A 24,046-nucleotide genomic window follows, 5' to 3' on the forward strand; every position below is an offset into this window, starting at 1 on the left:
GTGGCCCTCGCTCACTTTTTCATCACCGCCTCAAACAATGCTGACTGTAAAAACCGTTGCAACCACGCTCGCAGCGTCGGGTAGGGGCTTTGCTCGAACCATTGCGGATCGACGGAGCAAAACTGGCGTATGAAGGGCGCAATGGCCACGTCAGCCAGTGTCAGGTGTTCACCCATCAAATACGTATCAGACTGCAGCCGGTTTTCCAGCGTGCGCAGAAAGCGTTCGCCCAGCGCTCGATAATACTGCGCGGAATGTTCCGGGTAACGCACCGCGTATTTGTAGCGGTCCAGATCGAACTTGAAAACCTGATCGTTTTCTTCGATCAGCGCACCCATCTGCCGCTGCCGTTCAGGGTCGTCTGCCAGCTGCCAATTGTCCGGATCGTGCCGAGCCAGTGCCCAGTGCATGATGTCCAGACTTTGTTCCAGAACCCGAGCCTCCAACACCAGCACCGTGCCTTTCGGTGAGCATTCGAGCATCTGTGCCGGTTTGGCCTTGAGGCTGATTTCCTCGATTGTCACCTCACAACCGGCGTAGCGGACCGCCATGCGAGCGCGCATGGCGTAAGGGCAACGCCGGAACGAATACAGCAGCGGCGTCATGAGTTGCCAACCTCGATGGTGCTCAGCCCGTTGCCCTGACGACGCACCTTGATCTGTACGGGGATTCGTTCATGCATTTCCTGCACATGGGAAATGACGCCGACCTTGCGTCCCTGTGCCTGCAAGCCGTCAAGGGCATCCATTGCCAGTTGCAGAGATTCCGGATCCAGACTGCCAAAGCCTTCGTCGATAAACAGCGATTCTATACGCAAGGTGCTGGAAGCCATCGATGCCAGCCCCAGCGCCAGCGCCAGCGACACCAGGAAGGTTTCGCCGCCGGACAGTGAATGCACCGAGCGCATTTCATCACCCATTTCGGTGTCCAGCACCAGCAGGCCCAACATGCTGCCGCCACGCTTGAGGCGATAGCGGCGCACCAGTTGCCTGAGTTGAGCGTTGGCGTGATGAACCAGCAGGTCGAGGTTATAGGCCTGGGCGATCTTGCGGAATTTGTCGCCTTCGGCTGAACCGATCAGTGCCGCCAGACGGGCCCAGCGCTGGTACTCGCCTGTGGCAGCGCCAATCTGCGCCTGCAACTCGCCATTGGCATTGCGGCGGCGCTGGTCTTCGCTCAGCTCGGCGCGCACGTCTGCACAGTGCTGCTCGCTCAGCGCCGTCTGCTCCTGCGCCGCCTGCAATGCGGTTGTCAGTTGTTGTTCGTCGTTGAGGTCGCTGTGCTGTGCCTGATGCTGCTGCAGACGCTGATCGCGTTCATGCAGTAACACCTTTGCTTGCTCCAGGGTTTTCTCGGCGCTGCTCGACTGCTGGCGCAGCTGTTCGAGGTGCGCGTCGTCACACGCGAGCAGGGTGTCGAGTGCGGTGTCGTCCAGCTCCGGATGATGAGCGCGCCATTCGCTGATTTGCGTGTCGAGTTCGGCCAGCTCCTGTTGCATCTGCTCAAGCTGCTGTTGGTCAGACTTGAGCTCGGCAGCGATGCCGATCAGTTGGCTGTGAATAGCTTGCAGATCCTGCGCCGCCGCGTTTTCGGTCTGCCGGGCCTGATCGATGGCGTGTTCCAGGGCCTGCTGCCAGTGTTCGGCACCGGCATGCTCACCCAGCAACTGCGCCAAAGTCTGCTGGCTGGCGTGGTGCTGTTCACCGAGTCTCGTGACGTCCTGCAAGAGTTCGGTCTGGCGTTGCAGCCGGTTGTGCTGTTCGACCTGTTGCGTCTCGATTTTCTGCTGGCGTTCGCGTTGCTCCAGCTGTTCCTCGCCTTGCTGCTCGAGTTGATCGAGGCGCTGGGTGACCTGTTGCTCAAGCTGCATAACGGTGCCGGACGTATCGTTGCGCAGCCCTTCAAGCATCTGCGGTGACACCATTGGCTCGAAAGCGGCAAGCTCCTCGTCCAGCCGCTGCTGGTCGGCGCCCAACTGTTGAAGTTGTTCGCTGGCGTGGCGAGCGGCGGTCTGGCTGTTTTCCTGCGCTGCCTGGACCTGCTGCTGCAAGCGGCCTGCATCTTTTTGCAGAGTCAGCAACGCCTGCTGGCGCTGTTCGTCGCGGATGATAACCTCGTTCAACTGGCTCAATTGCTGACTCAGCCAACCATCGCGCTGCTCGGGCGCGCGATCCAGCAAAGAGGCGGCGAGGGGATGCGCTTCGAGGTCTGGCGCCAGCGTCTGATGCCGCTGCATCAGCTGCTCATGCTGGCGCAGCAGTTCTTTCTGGCGCGCAATGACACCGCCGACCTGCTCTCGTAGCTGGGTGCGCTGTTCAGTCAGCACATCCACCGCTTTCTGCGCCCCGGCCTGTTCGTTTTCGTCGTGCTGTGTGAGGCTTTCCAGCAGAGCTTCGGGCTGATGCCACGGGTGTTCGGCGCTGCCGCAGACCGGGCAGGGCTGGTCGTCCTGTAACTGAGCGCGCAATTCTTCGACACTGGCGCTGCGAGCCAGGCGCTGACGTTCCAGCAATTGCCGGGTCACGGTCAGTGTCTGTTCGGCCACGGTCAGTTCGTCGCGAACCCGGGTGCCTTGCGCGTTGAGTTGCTCACGCTGCTGTTGCGCATTCTGTTGTTGCAGGGCCAGGTCGCGCAGTTGGCCAGCGACTTCCTGCTGGCTGGCCCAGAGCCGCGTCAGTTCCTCGAATGCGCGTTGCTGTTTGCGATTGTCCTGCAACAGGCTGCCGAGGATCTGCACCTGCTCGGTTACCGCGGCGACTTCACAATCGGCCTCGCGGTACAGCAATTCCAGCGCGCTACGTTGTTCTGCCAACTGCGCGTCGGCGTCGCTGGCACGCTGTTGCAGCGCAGGCAGCTCAGCCTGGCCATGCCTGAGACGGTTGGCAATCAGCGTCATGGATTTCAAGCGGTCGCGCCACGCGTTCCAGGCTTGGGCGAGAGGTGCCAGCGTCTGGCTTTGCTCCAGCTGTTCGGCGATACGCTCCAGCCGTTGGGCGACCTGTTGCTGTTGGTCGAGCAGGGTTTGCAGGCTGGTCTGGCCTTGCGTGCAGTGTTGCTCGGCTTGTTGGTGCAGTTCGCTGAGCTTGCTCAGCTCCTGTGCCAGATGGCTCAAGCTGTTCTGCACGTCAAAGGCTTGTTGCAGCAGAGGTCGTGCGGCGCTGTGCTTTTGCTGGGCGTCCAAAAGGCTGGCTTGCGCCTCGGTGCGGCGGGCTTCCAGTTGCAGTTGCTGGGTCTGCAGTGTGGCCTGTTGGGCCTGATGCTGACGAATCTGTTCGGTCAACGGTGTGAGTTGAGTGTTCAGCGTTATGCGTCGGGTAAAGCGATGACGTTGTGGCCCGAGTCGCTCCAGTTGGCCGAGGGTCTGGCGCTGCCCGCTCTGCTCATCCCAGGCCTGCTGGGCGCTGTCGAGGCTTTCACGGGCCACAAGGTGCTCATCACGCAGGCGATGCAATTCGGTCAACCATTGCTGTTTGAGTTCCAGCTGGCGCTGCTGAGCCTGATGCGTCTTGAGTTGCTGTTGAGCATCGCTGAGGCGCTGTTCGAGCTCGGCCAGTTGTTCGGCTGGCAACGGAATGAGAGTGCTTGCCTGCGCAGTCAGGGTCTTGAGCGCATCTTCGGCCTCTTTGCTTTTGCTGTACGCGCGGCGGCCCAACTGGCTGTAGATCGCCGTGTTGGTCAGCTTCTCCAGCAGATCGCTTCGCTCCTTGTCGTCCGCCTTGAGGAAGGCGCTGAACTCACTCTGTGCGAGCATCACGGCACGGGTGAACTGTTCGAAGTTCAGGCCCAGACGGCTTTCGATCAGTTGCTCGAATTCACGCTTGCTCTGGTTACTGAGGATCTGCTCGCTGTCCAGATCAGTCAGGGTCTGGCGGCTGGCCTGCAGCTTTTTCGCGGCATTGTCCCGGGCGCGGTTGGTTTCCCAGCGGGCACGATAGCGGCGCTGGTCGATACCGATGAAATCCACTTCGGCATAGCCACTGCCGGTGCCGCGCCGCAGCAGCGTGCGCGGATCGCTGGTGGTGATTTCGCCGTCGATGTCCGGCACTTTCGACTGGCCGATGTTGCTCAGCCGTGGAATGGCCCCGAACAGCGCCAGGCACAAGGCGTCGAGCAGGGTGCTTTTACCTGCACCGGTAGGGCCGGTGATGGCGAACAGTCCGGCGCTGGCCAGCGGTTCTGCGGTGAAATCCAGTTCGAACGGCCCGGCCAGCGAAGCCAGGTTCTTCAGGCGAATGGCAAGGATCTTCATGGCTGTTCGCTCTCCTGCTGAACTTCACGCAGCAGCGTGGCGAAATCGGTAAGGGTCTGTTCGTCGACCTCGCTGCCGAAGTTGTCCTGCCAGGCGCGGCTGAACAATTCCTGAGGGCTGAGCTGGTCCAGCTCGATCAGCGCAGCTTCGCTGTCACTGCCATCGGCGCTGCCTTTGCCTGCATACTCGGCACCGATGCGCACCAGCCGCACGGCCTTGCCTTGCAGCGCGGTTTCGATCTGGTTGCGCAGGTCGGGTTGTGGTTCGTCCAGGCGCACACGCACTTCCAGCCAGGGCTGGCGGTCGTGATCGGCCAGCAGGTCGATGTCTGGCAATGCCTTGAGCTGCACCAGCAACTCGGCCAGCGGCGCCGGGCCGAGGCGTTGCAAGTTGACGGCGCGGGGGATCAGGCAAGGCTCGACGCTGGTCAGCGTTTCGCCTTCGCAGTTGATTTCCAGAATCTGGTGTTGATAGCCGATTTCCGAGAACGACAGTGGGATCGGCGAGCCGCTGTAGCGGATACGCTCTTCGCCATTGACCCGTTGTGGCTTGTGCAAATGGCCGAGGGCAACGTAGGTGATGCTCGGGCCGAACAGGCTGGCGGGCAGTGCCTCGGCGTTGCCGATGATCAGGCTGCGCTCGGAGTCTTCCGACACCGATCCCCCGGCCATGTGCGCATGGCTGATGGCGATCAGGGCCTGACCGGGCTTACGTTTGAGGTTGGCCGCCTCTATTAGCAGTTCATGTACCCGGCCAATGCCGCGCAGGTAATCATCGCCCAGCGTCGGGCCAGTGACTTCCGCAGGGCGCAGAAACGGCAGCGCCAGGCACCAGGCGCGGACATCGCCGTTGGCGTCGGGCAATGGCAGCAAAAGGCGTTCGACATCCAGTACGCCGTCGTCCAGCCACAGCACTCTGCCGAGCGCATGGGTGCGCAGGCGACGCATCAACGGGGCGGGTAGTTCGATGCGTGATCCCGAGTCGTGGTTGCCCGCGATCATCACGATGGTCAGCAGCGGTTGTTGTTCATGGGCGTTGACGATGAAGTCGTACAGACGCTCCTGGGCTTTGACGGGCGGGTTGACGGTGTCGAAGATGTCGCCCGCGATCAGCAGCACGTCAGGCTGGCGGTCTGCCAGGCGGGCCAGCAGCCAGGTCAGAAAGCAGGCGTGCTCGAAATCCCGCTCCTGGCCATGGAGGTTCTGACCCAGATGCCAGTCGGAGGTGTGAAACAAACGCATGAGGTTACCTTGTCAGGAAGAAGTGTTGCCTGGGCTGCACCCTCATTTGGGGTACAGCGGCGGCAATCCGGCATCGCCTGCCGGGTCTTGAATATGTTCGGCGGCGGGCAGGGTGCGGATCGCCCGCCAGAGGTCTTCGCCCATCCAGAATTTGCCGGTTTCGCTGTATAGCGCGCCGTTCAGACCGTCCAGCGCATCGGAGAGCGGCACGAAGCGGGCGGCCATGTCAGCCAGCGTTTCAGGCTGCTGACGTGCCCAGGTATCCAGCGCCTGGCGGGTGCCCTGCGGGTCGTTTGCCAGGCAGGCACGCTTGAGATCGTCCAGCACGGTACGCGGACTCGGGCCGGCCTGCACGGTCCGGGCGATTGCCGGTTGTCCGCGTGCGCGCCACCACAGGCCGAAACCCAGCAGCGTGGTGCAGGCGAAAAACAGCGTGCTCATCTGCCAGGGCCAGACGGGAGGGCCGACCACAGTCAGGCCGCCCATGTCGTTGTTCACCGGCGTGTCAACGGTCAGGCCGGGATTGGCGTGAATCTGCAAGGTGCGCGCGGGCAGGCTGGTGTGTTCCAGATGGTCTTCGCGGGTATTCCACCAGGTCACTTCAACGGCTGGCAGGTCGATGGCGCCGGCACGGCTAGGTACCAGTGCTTCACGTTCTTCACGCGTGCCGATCAAACCGCGTTCACTGGCCAGATTGCGCATTTGCGGCTGGTCGGGGTAACGACGCAGGTTGGGTACTTCGGTGGCTGGCAGCGGCGGCAGTTGTGCCCCGGCCAGCCCTTCGGCCTTGAGTATCAACGTGCGCGTCAGAGAGTCGCCAACCTGGCTTTTGCCTGGTTCCGGGCTCCAGCTTTCTTCCAGGCTGATCGAGCGCGCCGGTAGCCAGGGCGTGTTGGCCGGATAGTCGACCGGCTTGGGTTTGACCGTCAGCGCGATTTCGGCGGAGCTGACTCGCATCAGCTTGCCCGGTTGCGGGCCGAACGGGCTGGGATCCTGCGCCTGCGTGCTTTCTGCAGGGGGTTGTACCAGTGTGGCGCTGAATACCTGTGGCGGGATGTGCAGCACGCCGCTCTGCTGCGGGTATAGGGCATAGCGCATTTCGATCACCCCGTGACGCACCCCGTTGATCAGCTTTTCATAGGTGCGCGAGTCGCCAAGCTTTTCGATCCGTGCATCAGGCACTTGCAGGGCGCTCAGGCTGCTGTCATCGAACAGCGACACCGAGTGATAAACGCGCAGTGTCAGCACGGCCTGAGCCTGTACGTACACGCTGTCCTGATCCAGCGAGGCCTCGATAAAGACCGGAGCCTGGGTGTTGCTCTGCTCCTTGGGCTCGTTCTGGATGACTTGCAGGGTCAACGGCTGGCTTTTCAGTTCGCCCAGCGACAGCGGCGGGATCACTACGCTGCCGGTCTGCCGAGGCAGCAGGGTGATGATCCAGCGCGTGGTGGCCTGACCGCTGCTGCCAAGGGTCGTCAGTTGGTTGACCTGACGGGTATCACGCACATCGAATTGCTCATCCAGCGAGCTGAGGTCCGGCTTGCCGAACTGGGTAACGTCGTCGGTTTCCAGCGTCAGTTCCACGGTTTCACCTGCTGTGACCCGCATGCGGTCGACGCTGGCGGTCAACTGCGCAGCGTGAAGCGACAAGGCGAACAGGCTCAAGAGCAGGCCGGTCATTAGGGTGTACACGCGACTCATCGGGTCTTTTCCTGATGTTGCTGTTCGTAGCGGAATTTGCGCCGCAGCAGTTCGCCCGGATCGTCCGGAATCTGTCTCAGCCACTGTTCGAGTTCCTGACGACGCTCGCCGGTAATGGTGCTGTCGGCGGGCTGGATCGGTGGTCGGGTGGTGGTGTCATCATCCATCGATGAACCCGAACTATCACTGCCGTTCTTTTCGGGAGGCAGGCTGTCGCTGGATGGGTCTTCACCGGGCTCGCCAGGGTCCTGATTAGCGGGTGATGTGTCGCTGGTCGTATCCTGTGACGATCGCTGTGCGTTCTGACCTTCCTCATCGGCCTTTTCCTGCTCGTCCTTGATGGGCGGTCGGGCATTTGCCTGGTCCAGTACGCTCTGCACCAGCGTGCGGTTGCTCTGTGCGGCAGGAAACACGGGTTGGCGTTCCAGCGCCTGTTCATAAGCATCCAGCGCCGCCTCGAGTTCGCCGCTGCGGGCCAGTGCGTTGCCACGATTGTAGTGGTCGGCGGCGGTATTGCCTTCGGCGAAGCGCTGGGCAGCAGTGGCGTAGTCGCCCGCTTCATAGAACGCTACGCCTTTCCATTGCGGGTTTTCGAAACGCTGGGCGGCTTCAGCCGGGCGCCGCTGCTCCAGTAGGCGCTGGCCCTGCTGGTCCGGGCGCAGCCACAAATCTTCGAATTCGAATGCCTGGCTGGTTTGCGGAAACAGGAAGAACAGCGGCAGACAGAACAGCCAGCCGCGTCGTCCGGCCAACGCGGCAATCAGCAGCAGCGGCAGCAGAAACCAGTGTCCCTGATCGGCCCAGGTGTCGAGTTGCACAAGTTGCCCGTCGCTGCGCAGGTTTTTCGGGCTGTCGAGCAGACCCAGACTTCGCAGATCCTCTTCATCGTTGCGAGCCTGACGGTAGCTGCCGCCCACCTGATCGGCAAATTCATTGAGGCTGGTGCTGTCCAGGCGGGAAACCAGAATCGCACCTTGTTCATCCTTGAGCAGGCTGCCGTTCTCCTGCGTTACCGGGGCGCCGTCGGCAGTGCCCACGCCGAGTATCAGCAACGGCGGCGATTGTCCGCGTAACGCGTCATGAATGCCTTGGCGTTCCTGTTCGCTCAGCGACGAGCCGATCAGCAGGATACGGCCCTGGCCCAGCGCGCCCTGCTTGAGCAATTGCAGCGCTTTTTTCACCGCCAGATCGGCGCGTTGACCCGCGACCGGCATGATCGACGGCTTGATGGCTTCCAGCAGATTGTGGCTGGTCACCAGGTCGTCGGAAAGAGGCACCAGCGTATGGGCACTGCCGGCGTACACCACAATGGCAGTCTGCGAGTCACTGCGTGCCTGCAACAGGTCGAGCAATTTACGCCGTGCCTGTTCCAGTCGTGTGGGAGACACATCGGTGGCGAGCATCTGCGGTGTGAGTTCCAGCAGCACCACCAGAGGATCCACCGGTTTCTGGCTGATCTGCTCGACCCGCTGCCAGCTGGGGCCAAGCAGCGCGAGCAAGGCCAGCAACCACGCAAGGCTCAGCACGATCCACGGGAGCTTGCTGTTACCGCCACGCCCGCCATTCAGCAACACTGAATGGAACGCGGCTGGCAGGAGGATCTGCCAACGTCCTGCGCGCTTTTGTCGATGCCACAGCTGCCATATCAAGAGAATGAGCAACGGCACGATCAGCAACCACCAGGGACGGAACCAGTGCGGCCAGAGAGCGATCATCGTGACCTCCGCAGGCGATCGAACCGTTCGCGCCAGCCGATGGCCCTCCAGCGTGCAAGCAGCCGTTGCAGCGCGTTGTTCGGCCACAGGTCGCGCACCACCAGACCTGCGCTCAGCAGCAGCGCCAGGGCCAGCGGCCATTGGTAAAGCACCATCGCCGGGCGGGCTTGAGTGGGTTGCTGGGCAACGGGTTCGAGTGCGTCAAGGGTGGCGCGGATCTTTTCCAGTTGATCGCCGTCGCGTGCGCGGAAGTACTGACCACCGCTGATGCTGGCGATCGTCTTGAGGGTCGGCTCATCCAGGTCCAGGCTCGGGTTCAGCTCCAGCATGCCTTGAACCCCGCTTTGATCGGGGTCTGCACCAATGCCGATAGGATAGATTTTCACGACTTCTTCGGCGGCCAGACGTGCAGCCGTGATCGGGTCGATCTGCCCGCCATTGTTGGCGCCGTCGGTGACCAGTACCAGCACCCGGCTGTTGGCGGGGCGTAACCTCAGGCGTTTGAGGGCCAGGCCGATGGCATCACCGATGGCGGTGTTTTTGCCTGCGATGCCGATTTTTGCCTCATCAAGCCAAATGCGTACAGTACGTCGGTCGAAGGTCAGCGGCGCCTGAACGAAGGCCTGGCTGCCGAACAGAATCAGGCCGACGCGATCACCTTCGCGACCTTCCAGAAAGTCCCCGAGCAGATGCTGGACCAGCACCAGTCGGCTGACTTCATCGGTGCGCCACTGCATGTCGGGGTAATCCATGGAGCCGGACACATCCACTGCCACCAGCAGGTCGCGGCCGCTGGCGGCCACGGGCAGCGGCTCGCCCAGCCATTGCGGGCGAGCGGCAGCGATCAGCAACAATAGCCAGATCAGCAGAAAAGGCGCGCGTTGCCGCCACGCTGGCAGGTTGGCCTTGGCACGGCGTCCGCTGAGCCCTTCCAGTTCGCTGAGAAAACTGACCTTGAGCGCCGCCTCACCGCTGTCGGCCGTGGGCAGCACCACGCGCATCAGCCACGGCAATGGCAGCAAGGCAAACACCCACGGCCAGACGTACTCAAACATGCTTGCGGATCCAGGTGTCGACCGCCTGCGTCAGCCCGGTGATGGCTTTGTCATCGAGCCTGCATTCAGGCTTGTACGCGCCCTCGACCAGAATCATCCAGCGAGTCAACCCTGCGGCCGGGCAGCGATTGTCGAGAAACGCCAGCCATTTTCGGCCATTGAGCGTGTGGCTCTGGCTGTGCGGGTAGTGGTTGCGGCACAGACGCTTGAGGAGCCCGTTGATCTGTTGCAGCCATGCACCGGCAGGTGCGCCGTCATAGGGTTTGGGTAGGCTGGCCAGTTCGACCAGCGCTGCGGCGCGAACCGGATCGAGGGGCTGTTCGGCGCGGGCTTTGCTGGTCTTGATCGGCAGCATCGTGCGCAAACGCCAAAGCCCCCAGCCCGCTGCGGGGATCAACAGCAATAATAGCCACCAGCCCGGTGCTGGCGGCCAGAAACCAACGGCTTCGGGTGCGATCAGAGGTTGTAGCTGATCAAGGGGATTCATTTGCGTTTCGCCGGACGCTGGGCATTCAGGAACTCGCGCAACTGCTCGACGAGTCCGAGCTGAGTACTGAGCGGTATGAGCAGCACACGCAGTTTTTGCGCGAGCAGCTCCCAGCGTGCCGAACGTTCTTCGCCCTGAGCGCGATAGGCGCGGCGCATTTCCGGGTCGAGGGTGTCGAGTTCCAGTTGCGCACCGCGTTCGGCAAAACGCAGCAGGCCGGCAGCGGGTAACGCGCGGTCCAGCGGGTCGGCGAGCGGCAGCAGCAACAGGTCGCTGTGCCGCGACAACAGACTCAATTGCTGTTCGGCTGCATCGGACAGGGCGCGCTCGTCGCACAACACGATCACCAGACTGCCCGGGCGCAATACTTCACGGGCGCGTCGCAACGCAGTGCCGAACGCATCGCGGTCAGCGGGGATTTCAGTGTGCAGCGACTGATTGACCCGCACCAGCCTATTGAGCAACTGCAACAGGCTCTGCTTGCTGCGTCGCGGTTTGATCTCGTAATGCTCGTTGTCGCCAAACACCAGCCCGCCGACCCGGTCGTTGTGTTCCAGCGCCGCCCAGCCCATCAGCGCCGCTGCCTGGGCGGCGAGTACCGACTTGAACATCAGGCCCGAGCCGAAGAACAAGCGGCGGCTCTGTTCCACCAGAATGAAAATGGGCCGCTCGCGTTCTTCATGGAACAGCTTGGTGTGTGGCTCCTGGGTCCGAGCAGTGACGCGCCAGTCGATACTGCGCACATCGTCGCCAGCCTGATAGACCCGCACCTGATCGAAGTCCACGCCACGGCCACGCAACTTGGAGTGGTGCAGGCCAATCAGCGGACTGCGTCGACTGGGCGTCGAAAACAGCTGCACTTCTCGAACGCGATGACGCATCTCGATCAGTTCGCTGAGGGTGACACGAATGCCCGGCTGGGGGATCAGGTAGGGTTGCATGAGATCAGGCGACGGCGACGACGTCGAGGATCCGTTGAATCACGCGGTCCTGATCGATGCCCGCAGCTTCGGCTTCGAACGACAGGATGACCCTGTGACGCAGTACGTCGAACAGAACCGCTTGAATGTCTTCAGGGCTGACGAAATCACGTCCGGCCAGCCATGCGTGGGCGCGGGCGCAGCGGTCCAGCGAAATGGAACCCCGTGGGCTGGCGCCATAGGCGATCCACTCGGCCAGCTCCGGGTCGAACTTGGCAGGCGTACGGGTGGCCATGACCAGCTGCACAAGGTATTCCTCCACCGCGTCAGCCATGTACAAACCGAGTATTTCCTTGCGTGCAGCAAAGATTGCCTGTTGGCTGACGCGACGTTCCGGCTTGGTTTCGCCGTTCAGGGCCTCGCCGCGCGCCTGCTGGAGAATCTTGCGTTCAACGGCTGCATCGGGGAAGCCGATCTTGACGTGCATCAGGAACCGGTCGAGCTGCGCTTCGGGCAGCGGGTAAGTGCCTTCCTGCTCGATCGGGTTCTGAGTGGCCATGACCAGAAACAACGGCGACAGGTCGTAGGTGCTGCGCCCCACGCTGACCTGACGCTCGGCCATGGCCTCAAGCAGTGCCGACTGAACCTTGGCTGGCGCGCGGTTGATTTCATCCGCCAGCACCAGATTGTGGAAGATCGGGCCCTGCTGGAACACGAAGCTGCCGGTTTCGGGGCGATAGATTTCGGTGCCGGTGATGTCGGCGGGCAGCAGGTCAGGCGTGAACTGGATGCGGTGAAATTGTGCCTCGATGCCTTCGGCCAGTTCTTTGATGGCTTTGGTCTTGGCAAGCCCCGGAGCACCTTCGACCAGCATGTGGCCGTCGGCGAGCAGGGCAATCAGCAGGCGTTCGATCAGCTTTTCCTGGCCGAGGATTTGCGTTGAAAGAAATGTTCGCAGCGCAATCAGCGCTTCACGATGTTCCATCGGTGACGGTTCCTGGCAGGGTAATCAGCTGTTTCGGTCGACCGATAGCTGGGGGCGATACTTTAATCCATCCAGGCTGTTATCGACTAACGACTAGAGCGTTTTTTATAGTGTTTAGAGACAAGTAAGACGTTTATTTGGGAATTGCCCTACAACTTGCGTCTGTTGCGTGTAGGGAACGGTGGTCATTAGGCTGTTGTTCAGCGCCGTAATACCACCGTATTTGTTTAAAATCCGTGTCAAAGCCGGTAAAAGTGTGCCGCATTTTCCCACAAGACTTTGTGTGCCCCTGTCTCGCCCAGCGCCTCGGTCACCAGGTCGATGTCATTTTTCTCGAACGGTCTGGGCGCCCGAGTCGACGGCAGGTCGGTACCGAACATCAGCGCGTCTGGATTGGCGGCGTATAGGTCTTTCAAGGCAGCCTGCACCGGAAAGTCGACACGCCCAAAGCCACACGCCTTGATCCGCACGCCGCGCTCGGCGAGACGCAGCAAAACCGGCAGGCCTTCGGCACTCAGGCCCAGATGATCGACGCTGATTGCGGGCAGTTTGCTGATTCTGTCTTCGATCTCGGCCAGCTCGCGGGAGTCGATGTACAGCTCCGAGTGCCAGCCTGCCTGCCGGTGAACCCGTAGTGCCAGTGCTTCCAACTGATCGAGTTGTTCTGAACCGCCGCGCTTGAGGTTGAAGCGCAGCGCGCGCACGCCGAAGCCATTGAGGGTTTCCAGCTCTGCGTCGGTGACGGAAGCAGGCAATTGCGTGACGCCGACAAAGCCCGGCCCCAGACGGCGCAGCGCCTCTTGCAGATACCTCTGATCAAAGCCTTGAAACGAACCGGACACCACGGCACCCCCGACAACGCCCAATGGCTCGACGACCGCCAGATAATCCTCGACGCCAAAAGGCTCGGGCAGAAAGCCGTTGTTGGCCTGGAGCGGGAAGTGCGGGTCAATGATGTGGCAATGGGCATCAAATATCCGGGGCATGGCTGACTCCTGTTGGCGAGGTGAGGGTGCGGACAATTGCGATCAGTTGATCTCGCTGACGTAAGTACCGACATCTTTCAGAATGATCTGCAGCGTTTCTTGTATGTCCTGCAGACTGCTCGCAGGTGTGCTGTGCTGGATCTCGTACTGCTCGTGACCGTCGAGCTGCTTGCCGTCCGCAGGCGTCAGTTCCACCAGCAGGCGCTGTGCGCTAAACGTTACCTTCAGGGTCGACACGGTCAGGGTCTTGTCATCGCGAACGGTGATGTCCACTTCGTTTTCATCAGGGAAGCGCGACAGTGAAAACAGCTCGCCTTGTTCGGAATGGCAGCACAGCAGGGCCATATCGTCGTATTCGTCGTCGCAAGGGTCGGCGATGAAGCTGTCGGTCTTGATGAGCATAGGGGGTTCCAAATGGCGGGCCGGGAGGATGAGTTGCGGATTTTGCCACTCCCGGATGAATTTTATCGGTCAATATTGGCACGACCGTGCGGGCTGGGCTGCTGACTGATGACCGAATATGTCGCAGCCTCGTAAGTAGTGTCGTGTCCGCTCTCGTTAAGCTGCACCAAAGACGAGCAGTCGTGTAAAAAGGACTGCCGTACCTGCCGATTTTTCTGGCAGGCACCCCGGAATTCAAATGTGACTACCCGGACACATCAGGCGTTAGTACTTTAGCTTTACACTCGATCCGGTGGTGCCGGTGCAATTGGATGCCCGCACCCACGGTCGCAACACCTTCTTCAAGCCTCCCCAATAAAAGCCAAAGCGGAGTACCACAGATGGCGTTCTTCACCGCAGCCAGCAAGGCCGACTTCCAGCATCAACTGCAATCGGCACTGGCTCAGCACATCAGCGAACAGGCTCTGCCACAAGTGGCGCTGTTCGCCGAGCAATTCTTCGGCATCATTTCTCTGGATGAACTGACTCAGCGTCGTCTGTCAGACCTGGCTGGCTGCACGCTGTCTGCCTGGCGTCTGCTGGAGCGCTTTGAGCACGCGCATCCACAGGTACGGGTGTACAACCCTGATTACGAGCGTCACGGATGGCAATCGACTCACACCGCCGTTGAAGTGCTGCATCACGATCTGCCATTCCTGGTCGACTCGGTTCGTACCGAGCTGAACCGCCGCGGCTACAGCATCCATACCCTGCAAACCACCGTACTGAGCGTGCGTCGCAGCGCGACCGGCGAGTTGCTTGAGCTGCTGCCCAAGGGCGCGGCCGGCGACGACGTGTTTCAGGAATCGCTGATGTATCTGGAAATCGACCGCTGCGCCAACGCCAGCGAGTTGAACGTGCTGGCCCGCGAGCTGGAGCAGGTACTGGGTGAGGTGCGTGCTGCGGTAGAAGATTTCGAACCGATGAAAGCCCGCCTGCACGAGCTTTTGGCGAGCATTGATGCCAACGAATACAACACCGATGTCGAAGAAAAAGCCGAGATCAAGGTCTTTCTGCAATGGCTGGTGGACAACCACTTCACGTTCCTCGGTTATGAAGAATTTGAAGTCAGCAACGATGCCGAAGGCGGTCAGCTGGTTTACGACGAGTCGTCTTTCCTCGGCCTCACCAAGCTGCTGCGTCCGGGCCTGAGCCGTGAAGAGCTGCACATCGAAGATTACGCAGTCAAATACCTGCAAGAGCCCAAGCTGCTGTCCTTCGCCAAGGCCGCCGTGCCTAGCCGTGTGCATCGCCCTGCGTATCCTGACTTTGTCTCGATTCGTCAGATCGATGCGTCCGGCAAGGTCATCAAGGAATGCCGTTTCATGGGCCTGTACACCTCGTCCGTGTATGGCGAGAGCGTCCGGCAGATCCCGTACATTCGTCGCAAGGTCGCAGAAGTAGAGCGTCGTTCCGGTTTCGATGCCAAGGCGCACCTGGGCAAGGAGCTGGCGCAGGTGGTAGAAGTCCTGCCACGTGATGATTTGTTCCAGACCCCGATTGACGAGCTGTTCTCCACGGTCATGTCGATCGTGCAGATTCAGGAACGCAACAAGATCCGCGTGTTCCTGCGCAAAGACCCGTACGGCCGCTTCTGCTACTGCCTCGCCTATGTGCCGCGCGATGTCTATTCCACCGAAGTACGCCAAAAGATCCAGCAGGTACTGATGGATCGCCTGAAGGCCAGCGACTGCGAATTCTGGACGTTTTTCTCGGAGTCCGTACTGGCGCGTGTGCAGCTGATTTTGCGCGTTGACCCCAAGATCAATCTGGAAATCGACGTTTCCCAGTTGGAAAACGAAGTCATCCAGGCGTGCCGTTCGTGGAAGGACGACTACGCCAGTCTGGTGGTCGAAAGCTTCGGTGAAGCCCACGGCACCAATGTGTTGGCCGACTTCCCGAAAGGTTTCCCGGCAGGTTACCGCGAGCGCTTCGCGGCGCATTCGGCTGTGGTCGACATGCAGCACGTGTTGAGCCTGAGCGAAACCAATCCGTTGGTGATGAGTTTCTACCAGCCGCTGGCCGGTGATCGCCAGCAACTGCATTGCAAGCTGTACCACGCCGATACGCCGCTGGCGTTGTCCGACGTGTTGCCGATTCTGGAAAACCTCGGCCTGCGCGTGCTGGGAGAGTTCCCGTATCGCCTGCACCACGCCAATGGCCGCGAGTTCTGGATTCATGACTTTGCGTTCACGTACGGCGAAGGCTTGAATCTCGATATCCAGCAACTCAACGACACGTTGCAGGACGCGTTCGTACACATCGTGCGCGGCGATGCCGAAAACGATGCGTTCAACCGCCTGGTGCTGACCGCCGGCTTGCCATGGCGCGACGTGGCGCTGCTGCGTGCCTACGCCCGTTATCTGAAGCAGATTCGTCTGGGCTTTGACCTGGGCTATATCGCCAGCACCCTGAACAACCACACTGACATCGCCCGCGAGCTGACGCGTCTGTTCAAGACCCGTTTCTATCTGGCCCGCAAACTCGGCTCGGACGATCTCGACGACAAGCAGTTGCGTCTCGAACAGGCCATTCTGACCGCTCTGGACGATGTTCAGGTGCTCAACGAAGACCGCATCCTGCGTCGTTATCTGGACCTGATCAAGGCGACCCTGCGTACCAACTTCTATCAGGCCGATGCCAATGGCCAGAGCAAGAGTTACTTCAGCTTCAAGTTCAACCCGCGTCTGATTCCCGAGCTGCCCAAGCCGGTGCCGAAGTTTGAAATCTTCGTTTACTCGCCACGTGTCGAGGGTGTGCACCTGCGCTTCGGCAACGTTGCCCGTGGCGGCCTGCGCTGGTCGGACCGCGAAGAAGACTTCCGTACCGAAGTGCTGGGTCTGGTCAAGGCTCAGCAGGTGAAAAACTCGGTCATCGTGCCAGTGGGCGCCAAGGGCGGTTTTGTTCCGCGTCGTCTGCCGACTACCGGCAACCGTGACGAAGTGCAAGCGGAAGCCATCGCGTGCTACCGCATCTTCATTTCCGGTCTGCTGGACATCACCGACAACCTGAAGGAAGGCACACTGGTGCCGCCGGTCAACGTGGTTCGCCACGATGACGACGACCCGTATCTGGTGGTTGCGGCCGACAAAGGCACCGCAACGTTCTCCGACATCGCCAACGGTATCGCCATTGACTACGGCTTCTGGCTGGGCGATGCGTTTGCCTCGGGTGGCTCGGCCGGTTACGACCACAAGAAGATGGGTATCACCGCCAAGGGCGCGTGGGTCGGTGTGCAGCGTCACTTCCGTGAGCGCGACATCAACGTTCAGCAGGACAGCATCAGCGTGATCGGCATCGGCGACATGGCCGGCGACGTGTTCGGCAACGGCCTGTTGATGTCCGACAAGCTGCAACTGGTCGCCGCGTTCAACCACCTGCACATCTTCATCGACCCGAATCCGGACCCGGCCACCAGCTTCGTCGAGCGTCAGCGTCTGTTCGACCTGCCGCGTTCGGCCTGGACCGACTACGACACCAGCATCATGTCCGCTGGCGGCGGTATCTTCCCGCGCAGTGCCAAGAGCATCGCGATCACCGAGCAGATGAAAGCGCGCTTCGACATCAAGGCCGACAAGCTGACCCCGACCGAACTGCTGCACGCGCTGCTCAAGGCACCGGTGGACCTGTTGTGGAATGGCGGCATCGGCACCTATGTGAAGTCGAGCGAAGAGTCCCATGCTGACGTAGGCGACAAGGCCAACGACGCTCTGCGTGTCGACGGTAACGAGTTGCGCTGCAAAGTGGTGGGTGAGGGCGGCAACCTGGGCATGACCCAGCTTGGCCGTGTCGAGTTCGGCCTCAACGGCGGCGCGACCAACACTGACTTCATCGACAACGCCGGTGGTGTGGACTGCTCCGACCACGAAGTGAACATCAAGATCCTGCTCAACGAAGTGGTGCAGGCTGGCGACATGACTGAAAAGCAGCGTAACCAGCTGCTTGAAAGCATGACCGACGAAGTGGGTCACCTGGTTCTGGGCAACAACTACAAGCAGACTCAGGCACTGTCTCTGGCAGCACGTCGTGCTTTCGAGCGCATCGCTGAGTACAAGCGCCTGATGAACGACCTTGAAGTGCGCGGCAAGCTGGATCGCGCCATCGAGTTCCTGCCGGCCGAAGACCAGATCGCCGAGCGCGTAGCGGCGGGCCATGGCCTGAGCCGTGCCGAACTCTCGGTGCTTATCTCCTACAGCAAGATCGACCTCAAGGAAGCCTTGCTGGAATCCCGTGTGCCGGATGATGACTACCTGGCCCGCGACATGGAAACGGCGTTCCCGCCATCGCTGGGCGCCAAGTTCTCCACGGCCATGCGCGGTCACCGTCTGAAACGCGAGATCGTCAGCACCCAGATCGCCAACGACCTGGTCAACCACATGGGCATCACCTTCGTGCAACGACTCAAAGAGTCGACTGGCATGAGTGCCGCGAATGTGGCCGGTGCTTACGTGATCGTGCGTGACATCTTTCACCTCCCGCACTGGTTCCGTCAGATCGAAGCGCTGGATTACAAAGTGTCTGCCGAAGTCCAACTGGCGCTGATGGATGAGCTGATGCGTCTCGGGCGTCGTGCCACGCGCTGGTTCCTGCGCAGCCGTCGCAACGAGCTGGATGCCGGTCGTGACGTAGCGCACTTCGGTCCGCACATCGCTGCACTGGGCCTCAAACTCGACGAACTGCTGGAAGGTCCGACCCGCGAAGTCTGGCAGACCCGTTATCAGGCGTATGTCGAAGCCGGTGTGCCTGAGTTGCTGGCCCGCATGGTTGCAGGCACCAGCCACTTGTACACGTTGCTGCCGATCATCGAAGCGTCTGACGTCACCGGGCAGAACGCTGCCGACGTGGCCAAGGCTTACTTCGCAGTGGGCAGTGCGCTGGACGTGACCTGGTACCTGCAACAGATCAGCAGTCTGCCAGTGGAAAACAACTGGCAGGCGCTGGCGCGTGAAGCGTTCCGCGACGACATCGACTGGCAGCAGCGCGCAATCACCGTATCGGTCCTGCAAATGCCTGACGGCCCGGCAGACATCGAGGAGCGTCTGGCGCTGTGGCTTGAACAGCACTCGCTGATGGTCGAGCGCTGGCGCGCCATGCTGGTCGAGCTGCGTGCGGCCAGCGGCACGGACTACGCCATGTATGCCGTCGCCAACCGCGAGCTGCTTGACCTGGCCATGAGCGGGCAGACCGTCACCGTCTGACTGTCCTGACAGGCTGTAACGTTGAAAAACCCCACGTCGAAAGGCGTGGGGTTTTTTATTGTGTGTGGCTGGATGGGTCTCAGGGCTGTGTCGTGAGGTTCTTCACGTTGAAAAGCGTCTGGCCCCGGCTACGCACACAATGACCGCCAGGGTCACGCCGAGCATGCCGAGGCTGACGGGCTCATCCAGCAGAGTGGCGGCCAGTGTCAGGCCGAAAAAGGGCTGCAGAAGCTGAAGCTGGCCGACCGCAGCGATGCCGCCCTGCGCCAGACCGCGGTACCAGAACACAAAACCGATCAGCATGCTGAACACCGACACGTAGAACAGACTGCTCCATGCCGGGGCGCTGATGTCGGCGAATGTGGGTGGCCTGAGAAAAAAGCTCAGCGCCAGCATGACCGGCAACGCCAGCACCAACGCCCAACAGATAACCTGCCAGCCGCCCAGTGTTCGAGAAAGCCGTGCACCTTCCGCATAGCCCAGCCCGCAAGCGACGATCGCCAGCAACATCAGGATGTCACCAGTTACAGAGGCGGTGATGCTTTGCGACGCCGCGAAACCCACCACCGTCGCGCTGCCGGCTATCGAAAACACCCAGAAGATCGGCTTTGGGCGTTCGCCGCCGCGCCATACGCCGAAGATCGCTGTCATCAGGGGCAGCAAGCCGACGAAGACGATGGAGTGCGCAGACGTCACATGCTGCAGAGCCAACGCCGTCAGCAACGGAAACCCGACCACAACGCCCAGTGCCACAATGGCCAACGAAAACAGCTGTGATGTAGCCGGACGTTTTTCCCTGAAAATGGCCAGCATGCACAGCGCCAGAAGCCCGGCAATGGTGGCGCGTGCGGCAGTGAGGAAGACCGGATCGAACTCCGTTACCGCGATACGCGTGGCGGGCAGGGAGCCGCTGAAGATCAATACGCCGATCAGTCCGTTTACCCAGCCGCTGATCGGTCTGCCGGTCTCTTTCGCCGGACGGTTCATTGCCTGTTCCATGGCTGCACTCGCGCTGTTCAAAGGAAGTTGATTGCGGCATCGTAGAGCGGCAATTCAGCACAATCAAAAAATTGTCATGGATACAGTCCGCTATGCCTCGTTCGCGCTACAAGTCCCTGGTCGACAGGTTCGCTGCAGATATCCGGTCGGGACATTTACCGCCGGGTTCGCGCTTGCCCACCCATCGTAAGCTCGCGACCACAGAGGGGCTGGCGCTGGTAACGGCCACGCGTGTCTACGCCGAGCTGGAAGCAATGGGGTTGGTCAGCGGTGAAGCAGGGCGGGGCACGTTCGTCCGCGAGACAGCGTTGTCGCCGGGGCTGGGTGTTGACCAGAAAGAAGTCGCGGTCGGCATGATTGATTTCAACTTCAATTACCCGGCGCTGCCAGGTCAGGCAGAACTGCTGCGCAAGGCTTTGCGCCAGTTGGCATTGTCCGGCGATCTTGAAGCGTTGTTGCGTTACCAGCCTCACGCAGGCCGCCTTCATGAGCGTGCTGCTGTCGCCTGCCATTTGCATGTGCGCGGGCTGGTGGTGGACGCCGGGCAGGTGCTGATCGTCAACGGCGCGCAGCAGGGGCTGGCTGTCGCCATGATGGCGCTGTTGAAACCCGGCGACGTGATAGCGGCGGATACGCTGACCTACTCAGGCTTCAAGGTGCTGGCTGAAACCCTGCATCTGGAGGTGCTGCCCATCCCCGTGCTTGAGAACGGTCCGGATCTGGACGCGCTTGAAGCGCTGTGCCACCAACGTTATGTCAAAGCCGTGTACGCCATGCCCACCCTGCACAATCCACTTGGTTGGGTGATGGACGCGGCTCAGCGACAGAAACTGGTGACGATTGCACGACAGCACGGGTTGCTGATCATCGAGGACGCGGCGTACGCCTTTCTGGTCGAAAACGCCCCCGCGCCGCTCGCGCAGCTTGCCCCGGAGCGGACAGTTTATGTGTCGGGGCTGTCCAAGAGTGTTGCCACGGGCCTGCGGGTCGGGTTCGTGGCAGCGCCGGTCGACAAGGTGCATGTCATGGAACGTACCCTCCGGGCGACCACCTGGAACACGCCAGGTGTCATGACGGCCATCGCCACCGGCTGGCTCGAGGACGGCACCGTCCTGCAACTGGAGACAGAAAAGCGTCGTGATGCGCAGGCCAGGCAGGCTTTGGCGCGTGAGGTGCTGGCAGGCGTTCACTTTCTGAGCCACCACGCTTCGTATTTTCTGTGGCTGCCGCTGCCAGAAGACGCGCGTGCAGATCAGGTGGCCATGGCCTTGTTACGCCAGAACGTCGCCGTCTCGACAGCCGAGCCATTTGCGATTGCTGGCAGCGCGCCGCATGCCATTCGTATCGCGCTGGGTTCCGTGGGCATGGAAGACCTGCGCCGAGGGCTCGAAAAGGTCAGAGACGCGGTTCTGGTCTATTCGTAAGCCAGCGGTGCAAAGAAAGCCCAGTCCGACACACTCAAAAACAAACAGCGCCTTTCTACCCCAATAGCCGCCACACCGAAGAGTGCGACGCAAGGTGCAGCGACCGCCGGATCAGTGTCAGGACCAAGGGATCCGCCGCAGACCTACCCAACCTGAGCCAGGGCTTCACCCACTTTGGCCCCATCAAAATGGGTCGCCGAGGGGCGAAAAGGTGACCTGAGCCGAGCGCAGAGACCACTGAATCCGCAGCTCAAGAAAGTGACCTGCTGATACATCTGCCCGACATGTATTGCCTGACAAACAGCCTTCGCGAGCAAGCTCGCTCACGACGCCGCACTTCACAATCCGTGAGTGTGTGAAATCTGGGGGTGAGCTTGCCGACGAGGGGCCAATGTATTCAACGAAAACCGAGCGGGTTGACGTAGCCAGCAGGTTTTTTGACACTCCTGATCATTGTGGTAGTCCGATAGGCACTCATTCGCCCGTTTTCAGAGGAGAATTCATCATGCACGCAGACGCACTCACATGGGGCTACGGGCCTCGGACGCTTGAAGTGTTCCTTGAGCCAACCTGCCCGTTCTCGGTCAAGGCCTTCCTCAAGTTCGACGAGCTGTTACAGCAGGCTGGCGAAGACCACCTGACTTTGAAGATCCGCCTGCAATCGCAACCCTGGCACATGTACTCGGGCGTCATCGTCCGTTGCATCCTGGCGGCCTCGATGCTTGAAGGTGGCAAGGCAGCCGCAAAGACAGTGATGGCCGCCGTTGCCGCGCATCGCGAAGAGTTCGAGTTCGAGTTCGAGCATCACGCCTGTGGCCCCAATATGGACGCCACACCGAACGACATCATTGCTCGCCTTGAGCGTTACAGCGGTATCGCGCTCGCCGAAGCCTTCGCTTTGCCAGAGCTGGAGCACGCGGTCAAATGGCACTGCAAATACGCCCGGCAGAACGGCATCCATGTGTCTCCGACCTTCATGGTCGACGGTCTGGTGCAGCCCGGCATGAGCAGCGGCGATACGGTTGCACAGTGGTTGACTCAGCTTCAGCTGGGTTGACAGGGCGCCGCTGTCTGCTTGTCTCCGGTGACCGGTTTCGGCAGCGCAGCGGCATCGTCGCGTCTAGAGTTTCATGCCCACAGCCAAGCGATTGAACGCATTCATCAGTGCTGCCGCGAGAGTCAGATCCGAAATTTCTGCGTCAGTGAAAAGTTTTTTCAACGGCTCATAGAGCTCATCCGGTGCGCCTTTTTCGCTGACATGGGTCAGCGTCTCGGCCCACGCGAGCGCTGCGCGTTCACGTGCATCGAACAATTCGCTGATCCGCCAGCCGGCCAGACAGTCGAGCTTTGCCTGCGGCACTTCGCAGTCACGCAGGGTTTGTGAATGCTTGCCAAGGCAGAACGAACAGCCGTTGATCTGCGATATCCGCAAATAGATCAATTCGAGCAGCGGCAGCCCCAATGAACTTTCTGCCAGCGCATCGTTGGTGACGAGCAGGCCTTTGTAGGCCGCCGGTGAGAGTGAGGGGAAGGGCAGTCTGAGTTGGCTCATGGTAAAACTCCTGTGAGAAAAGATGGGTTCAGGCGCAGGTCAGCTGGCTGAACAGCGGTTGCAACACCAGCTTGCGGCGTGCCTGATCCAGCACCGAGCGCACCTCGTCCTCGCTGGAAACCAGGCCCTGCAGATAGGTGAAGTGGGTGTCGAAAAGCCCCAGGGTGTTCAGTACGACCCGCAGGTAAGAAGTCAGAAAGTCCGGTTGCCGGGCACCTTCGCCCTGGTGATACCCACCGGAACCGACCAGCACGTAAACCGGGCGGTCGACCAGAAGTCCGGTTTTGCCTTCTGGTCCCGAACGGAAGGTGCGCTCGATCCGCAGTACGTAGTCAATCCACAGTTTCAAAGCAGCAGGCAGCGAAAAGTTGTGCATCGGTGTAGCAATGATCAGCACATCGCAGGCTTCCAGTTCCCGAATCAGCCCCTCCGAAACATCGAACACCGGAGCATCAAACGGCGTCCTGGTGGTCAGGGCTCGCGCGTACTCAAGTCCCAGCGGGGGCAGAGGAATCGTGCCCACTTCGCGCTGAGTCAATCGAAGATTCGGGTATCGATGCCTGAGCGAGGCCACCAGTTCCAGCGCCAATTGGTGGGCATGGGAAGCGCTGCCCTGCGGGCTGGCGTTTATCAGCAGCACATTGTTCATTGCGGACTCCTCGCCAGTAGGCTCTGTGTGAAATGCATACCTTTGGCCAAAAGCCCCTGACGGAAGTAGAAACGCTGGGCCAAGGCCATGTGCAACCCGGTGTCCAGCACCAGGTGATCGCAGTCGCGCCTTGTAGCTTCTTCGCGAACTCTGCTCAGCAGGCTGGCACCCAGCCCTTGACGATGCATATCCGGATCGACGACCAGGTCGTCAACGTAGATGAAACGGCCATACAGCAGGTTTTCCAGCTCGCGGTAGCCTGCCAGCCCGACCATCGTCTGATCCCGGCAGGCGGCCAATAACCGATATCCCTGGGTGAGTTGTCGACTCAGCTGTTGGCGGTAGGTCTGCTCATTCGTGAGGTGCGGCCGCAGTGTCTGCATCAAGCCGAAGCTCTTGCGCAGGTCTGCGTCGGTGTCCAGATGCTCGAAGGTGTACGTCATG

At 60.9% G+C, this 24,046-nt stretch carries 18 protein-coding genes; 3 read left to right on the forward strand and 15 right to left on the reverse strand.

The window, feature by feature from the left end:
- Positions 1-11: 11 nt before the first annotated feature.
- From KDX37_RS03150 to KDX37_RS03200, 11 genes are all read right to left on the reverse strand, one after another.
- Positions 12-605: a glutathione S-transferase gene (locus KDX37_RS03150; protein WP_231651219.1), complete on the reverse strand. Its 594-nt coding sequence runs from the start codon at positions 603-605 to the stop codon at positions 12-14.
- Positions 602-4,249, reverse strand: coding sequence for an AAA family ATPase (locus tag KDX37_RS03155; protein WP_231651220.1), 3,648 nt, complete (start codon positions 4,247-4,249; stop codon positions 602-604). The genes KDX37_RS03150 and KDX37_RS03155 overlap by 4 nt, the downstream gene beginning before the upstream one ends.
- Entirely contained in the window at positions 4,246-5,490 is a 1,245-nt protein-coding gene (locus tag KDX37_RS03160; protein ID WP_231651221.1) for an exonuclease SbcCD subunit D C-terminal domain-containing protein, read from the reverse strand. Before KDX37_RS03160 ends, KDX37_RS03155 begins: the two co-directional genes overlap by 4 nt.
- A gap of 42 nt (positions 5,491-5,532) precedes the next feature.
- Positions 5,533-7,191 (reverse strand): BatD family protein, encoded by a 1,659-nt coding sequence (locus tag KDX37_RS03165; RefSeq protein ID WP_231651222.1) that lies wholly within the window; start codon positions 7,189-7,191, stop codon positions 5,533-5,535.
- Positions 7,188-8,906 carry a vWA domain-containing protein gene (locus KDX37_RS03170; RefSeq protein ID WP_231651223.1) on the reverse strand — a complete coding sequence of 573 codons (1,719 nt, stop codon included), beginning with the start codon at positions 8,904-8,906 and terminating at the stop codon, positions 7,188-7,190. Before KDX37_RS03170 ends, KDX37_RS03165 begins: the two co-directional genes overlap by 4 nt.
- Positions 8,903-9,961 carry a vWA domain-containing protein gene (locus tag KDX37_RS03175; protein WP_231651224.1) on the reverse strand — a complete coding sequence of 353 codons (1,059 nt, stop codon included), beginning with the start codon at positions 9,959-9,961 and terminating at the stop codon, positions 8,903-8,905. The genes KDX37_RS03170 and KDX37_RS03175 overlap by 4 nt, the downstream gene beginning before the upstream one ends.
- On the reverse strand, positions 9,954-10,448 hold the full coding sequence (locus tag KDX37_RS03180) for a DUF4381 domain-containing protein (protein ID WP_231651225.1): 495 nt from the start codon (positions 10,446-10,448) through the stop codon (positions 9,954-9,956). The genes KDX37_RS03175 and KDX37_RS03180 overlap by 8 nt, the downstream gene beginning before the upstream one ends.
- A complete protein-coding gene (locus KDX37_RS03185; RefSeq protein ID WP_231651226.1) occupies positions 10,445-11,389 on the reverse strand; it encodes a DUF58 domain-containing protein in 945 nt (314 codons plus the stop codon). Before KDX37_RS03185 ends, KDX37_RS03180 begins: the two co-directional genes overlap by 4 nt.
- Positions 11,390-11,393: 4 nt before the next feature.
- Positions 11,394-12,353 carry an AAA family ATPase gene (locus KDX37_RS03190; protein ID WP_003342804.1) on the reverse strand — a complete coding sequence of 320 codons (960 nt, stop codon included), beginning with the start codon at positions 12,351-12,353 and terminating at the stop codon, positions 11,394-11,396.
- Positions 12,354-12,592: 239 nt separating this feature from the next.
- Positions 12,593-13,339, reverse strand: coding sequence for an amidohydrolase family protein (locus KDX37_RS03195; protein ID WP_231651227.1), 747 nt, complete (start codon positions 13,337-13,339; stop codon positions 12,593-12,595).
- Between the two features lie 42 nt (positions 13,340-13,381).
- Positions 13,382-13,741, reverse strand: coding sequence for a hypothetical protein (locus KDX37_RS03200; RefSeq protein WP_231651228.1), 360 nt, complete (start codon positions 13,739-13,741; stop codon positions 13,382-13,384).
- A gap of 380 nt (positions 13,742-14,121) precedes the next feature.
- Between KDX37_RS03200 and KDX37_RS03205 the strand changes: the two genes are divergently transcribed.
- Entirely contained in the window at positions 14,122-18,978 is a 4,857-nt protein-coding gene (locus KDX37_RS03205; protein ID WP_231651229.1) for an NAD-glutamate dehydrogenase, read from the forward strand.
- 102 nt (positions 18,979-19,080) lie between these two features.
- On the opposite strand, the gene KDX37_RS03210 is transcribed toward KDX37_RS03205, so the two are convergent.
- Positions 19,081-19,977 carry a DMT family transporter gene (locus KDX37_RS03210; RefSeq protein WP_406641146.1) on the reverse strand — a complete coding sequence of 299 codons (897 nt, stop codon included), beginning with the start codon at positions 19,975-19,977 and terminating at the stop codon, positions 19,081-19,083.
- Between the two features lie 92 nt (positions 19,978-20,069).
- Here KDX37_RS03210 and KDX37_RS03215 point away from each other — a divergent pair, with 92 nt between their 5' ends.
- Positions 20,070-21,401, forward strand: a complete 1,332-nt coding sequence (locus KDX37_RS03215; protein ID WP_231651231.1) for an aminotransferase-like domain-containing protein — start codon at positions 20,070-20,072, stop codon at positions 21,399-21,401.
- A gap of 505 nt (positions 21,402-21,906) precedes the next feature.
- A complete protein-coding gene (locus tag KDX37_RS03220) occupies positions 21,907-22,458 on the forward strand; it encodes a DsbA family protein (protein WP_231651232.1) in 552 nt (183 codons plus the stop codon).
- A 63-nt stretch (positions 22,459-22,521) separates the two neighbouring features.
- Here KDX37_RS03220 and KDX37_RS03225 read toward each other — a convergent pair whose 3' ends face one another.
- The 3 genes from KDX37_RS03225 to KDX37_RS03235 are packed head-to-tail and all read right to left on the reverse strand — an operon-like array spanning position 22,522 to position 24,045.
- On the reverse strand, positions 22,522-22,953 hold the full coding sequence (locus KDX37_RS03225) for a carboxymuconolactone decarboxylase family protein (protein WP_231651233.1): 432 nt from the start codon (positions 22,951-22,953) through the stop codon (positions 22,522-22,524).
- Between the two features lie 28 nt (positions 22,954-22,981).
- Complete coding sequence (locus KDX37_RS03230; RefSeq protein ID WP_231651234.1) at positions 22,982-23,602, reverse strand: FMN-dependent NADH-azoreductase; 621 nt, start codon at positions 23,600-23,602, stop codon at positions 22,982-22,984.
- Complete coding sequence (locus KDX37_RS03235) at positions 23,599-24,045, reverse strand: GNAT family N-acetyltransferase (RefSeq protein WP_231651235.1); 447 nt, start codon at positions 24,043-24,045, stop codon at positions 23,599-23,601. Before KDX37_RS03235 ends, KDX37_RS03230 begins: the two co-directional genes overlap by 4 nt.
- Position 24,046: the final 1 nt, after the last annotated feature.

This window comes from Pseudomonas californiensis, assembly GCF_021147775.1.
Classification (GTDB): domain Bacteria; phylum Pseudomonadota; class Gammaproteobacteria; order Pseudomonadales; family Pseudomonadaceae; genus Aquipseudomonas; species Aquipseudomonas californiensis.

Excerpts from the sequence above, each read along its gene's own strand:
- KDX37_RS03150 (WP_231651219.1), bottom strand. The coding sequence starts at position 605 with ATGACGCCGCTGCTGTATTCGTTCCGGCGTTGCCCTTACGCCATGCGC.
- KDX37_RS03155 (WP_231651220.1), bottom strand. The coding sequence starts at position 4,249 with ATGAAGATCCTTGCCATTCGCCTGAAGAACCTGGCTTCGCTGGCCGGG.
- KDX37_RS03160 (WP_231651221.1), bottom strand. The coding sequence starts at position 5,490 with ATGCGTTTGTTTCACACCTCCGACTGGCATCTGGGTCAGAACCTCCAT.
- KDX37_RS03165 (WP_231651222.1), bottom strand. The coding sequence starts at position 7,191 with ATGAGTCGCGTGTACACCCTAATGACCGGCCTGCTCTTGAGCCTGTTC.
- KDX37_RS03170 (WP_231651223.1), bottom strand. The coding sequence starts at position 8,906 with ATGATCGCTCTCTGGCCGCACTGGTTCCGTCCCTGGTGGTTGCTGATC.
- KDX37_RS03175 (WP_231651224.1), bottom strand. The coding sequence starts at position 9,961 with ATGTTTGAGTACGTCTGGCCGTGGGTGTTTGCCTTGCTGCCATTGCCG.
- KDX37_RS03180 (WP_231651225.1), bottom strand. The coding sequence starts at position 10,448 with ATGAATCCCCTTGATCAGCTACAACCTCTGATCGCACCCGAAGCCGTT.
- KDX37_RS03185 (WP_231651226.1), bottom strand. The coding sequence starts at position 11,389 with ATGCAACCCTACCTGATCCCCCAGCCGGGCATTCGTGTCACCCTCAGC.
- KDX37_RS03190 (WP_003342804.1), bottom strand. The coding sequence starts at position 12,353 with ATGGAACATCGTGAAGCGCTGATTGCGCTGCGAACATTTCTTTCAACG.
- KDX37_RS03195 (WP_231651227.1), bottom strand. The coding sequence starts at position 13,339 with ATGCCCCGGATATTTGATGCCCATTGCCACATCATTGACCCGCACTTC.
- KDX37_RS03200 (WP_231651228.1), bottom strand. The coding sequence starts at position 13,741 with ATGCTCATCAAGACCGACAGCTTCATCGCCGACCCTTGCGACGACGAA.
- KDX37_RS03205 (WP_231651229.1), top strand. The coding sequence starts at position 14,122 with ATGGCGTTCTTCACCGCAGCCAGCAAGGCCGACTTCCAGCATCAACTG.
- KDX37_RS03210 (WP_406641146.1), bottom strand. The coding sequence starts at position 19,977 with ATGGAACAGGCAATGAACCGTCCGGCGAAAGAGACCGGCAGACCGATC.
- KDX37_RS03215 (WP_231651231.1), top strand. The coding sequence starts at position 20,070 with ATGCCTCGTTCGCGCTACAAGTCCCTGGTCGACAGGTTCGCTGCAGAT.
- KDX37_RS03220 (WP_231651232.1), top strand. The coding sequence starts at position 21,907 with ATGCACGCAGACGCACTCACATGGGGCTACGGGCCTCGGACGCTTGAA.
- KDX37_RS03225 (WP_231651233.1), bottom strand. The coding sequence starts at position 22,953 with ATGAGCCAACTCAGACTGCCCTTCCCCTCACTCTCACCGGCGGCCTAC.
- KDX37_RS03230 (WP_231651234.1), bottom strand. The coding sequence starts at position 23,602 with ATGAACAATGTGCTGCTGATAAACGCCAGCCCGCAGGGCAGCGCTTCC.
- KDX37_RS03235 (WP_231651235.1), bottom strand. The coding sequence starts at position 24,045 with ATGACGTACACCTTCGAGCATCTGGACACCGACGCAGACCTGCGCAAG.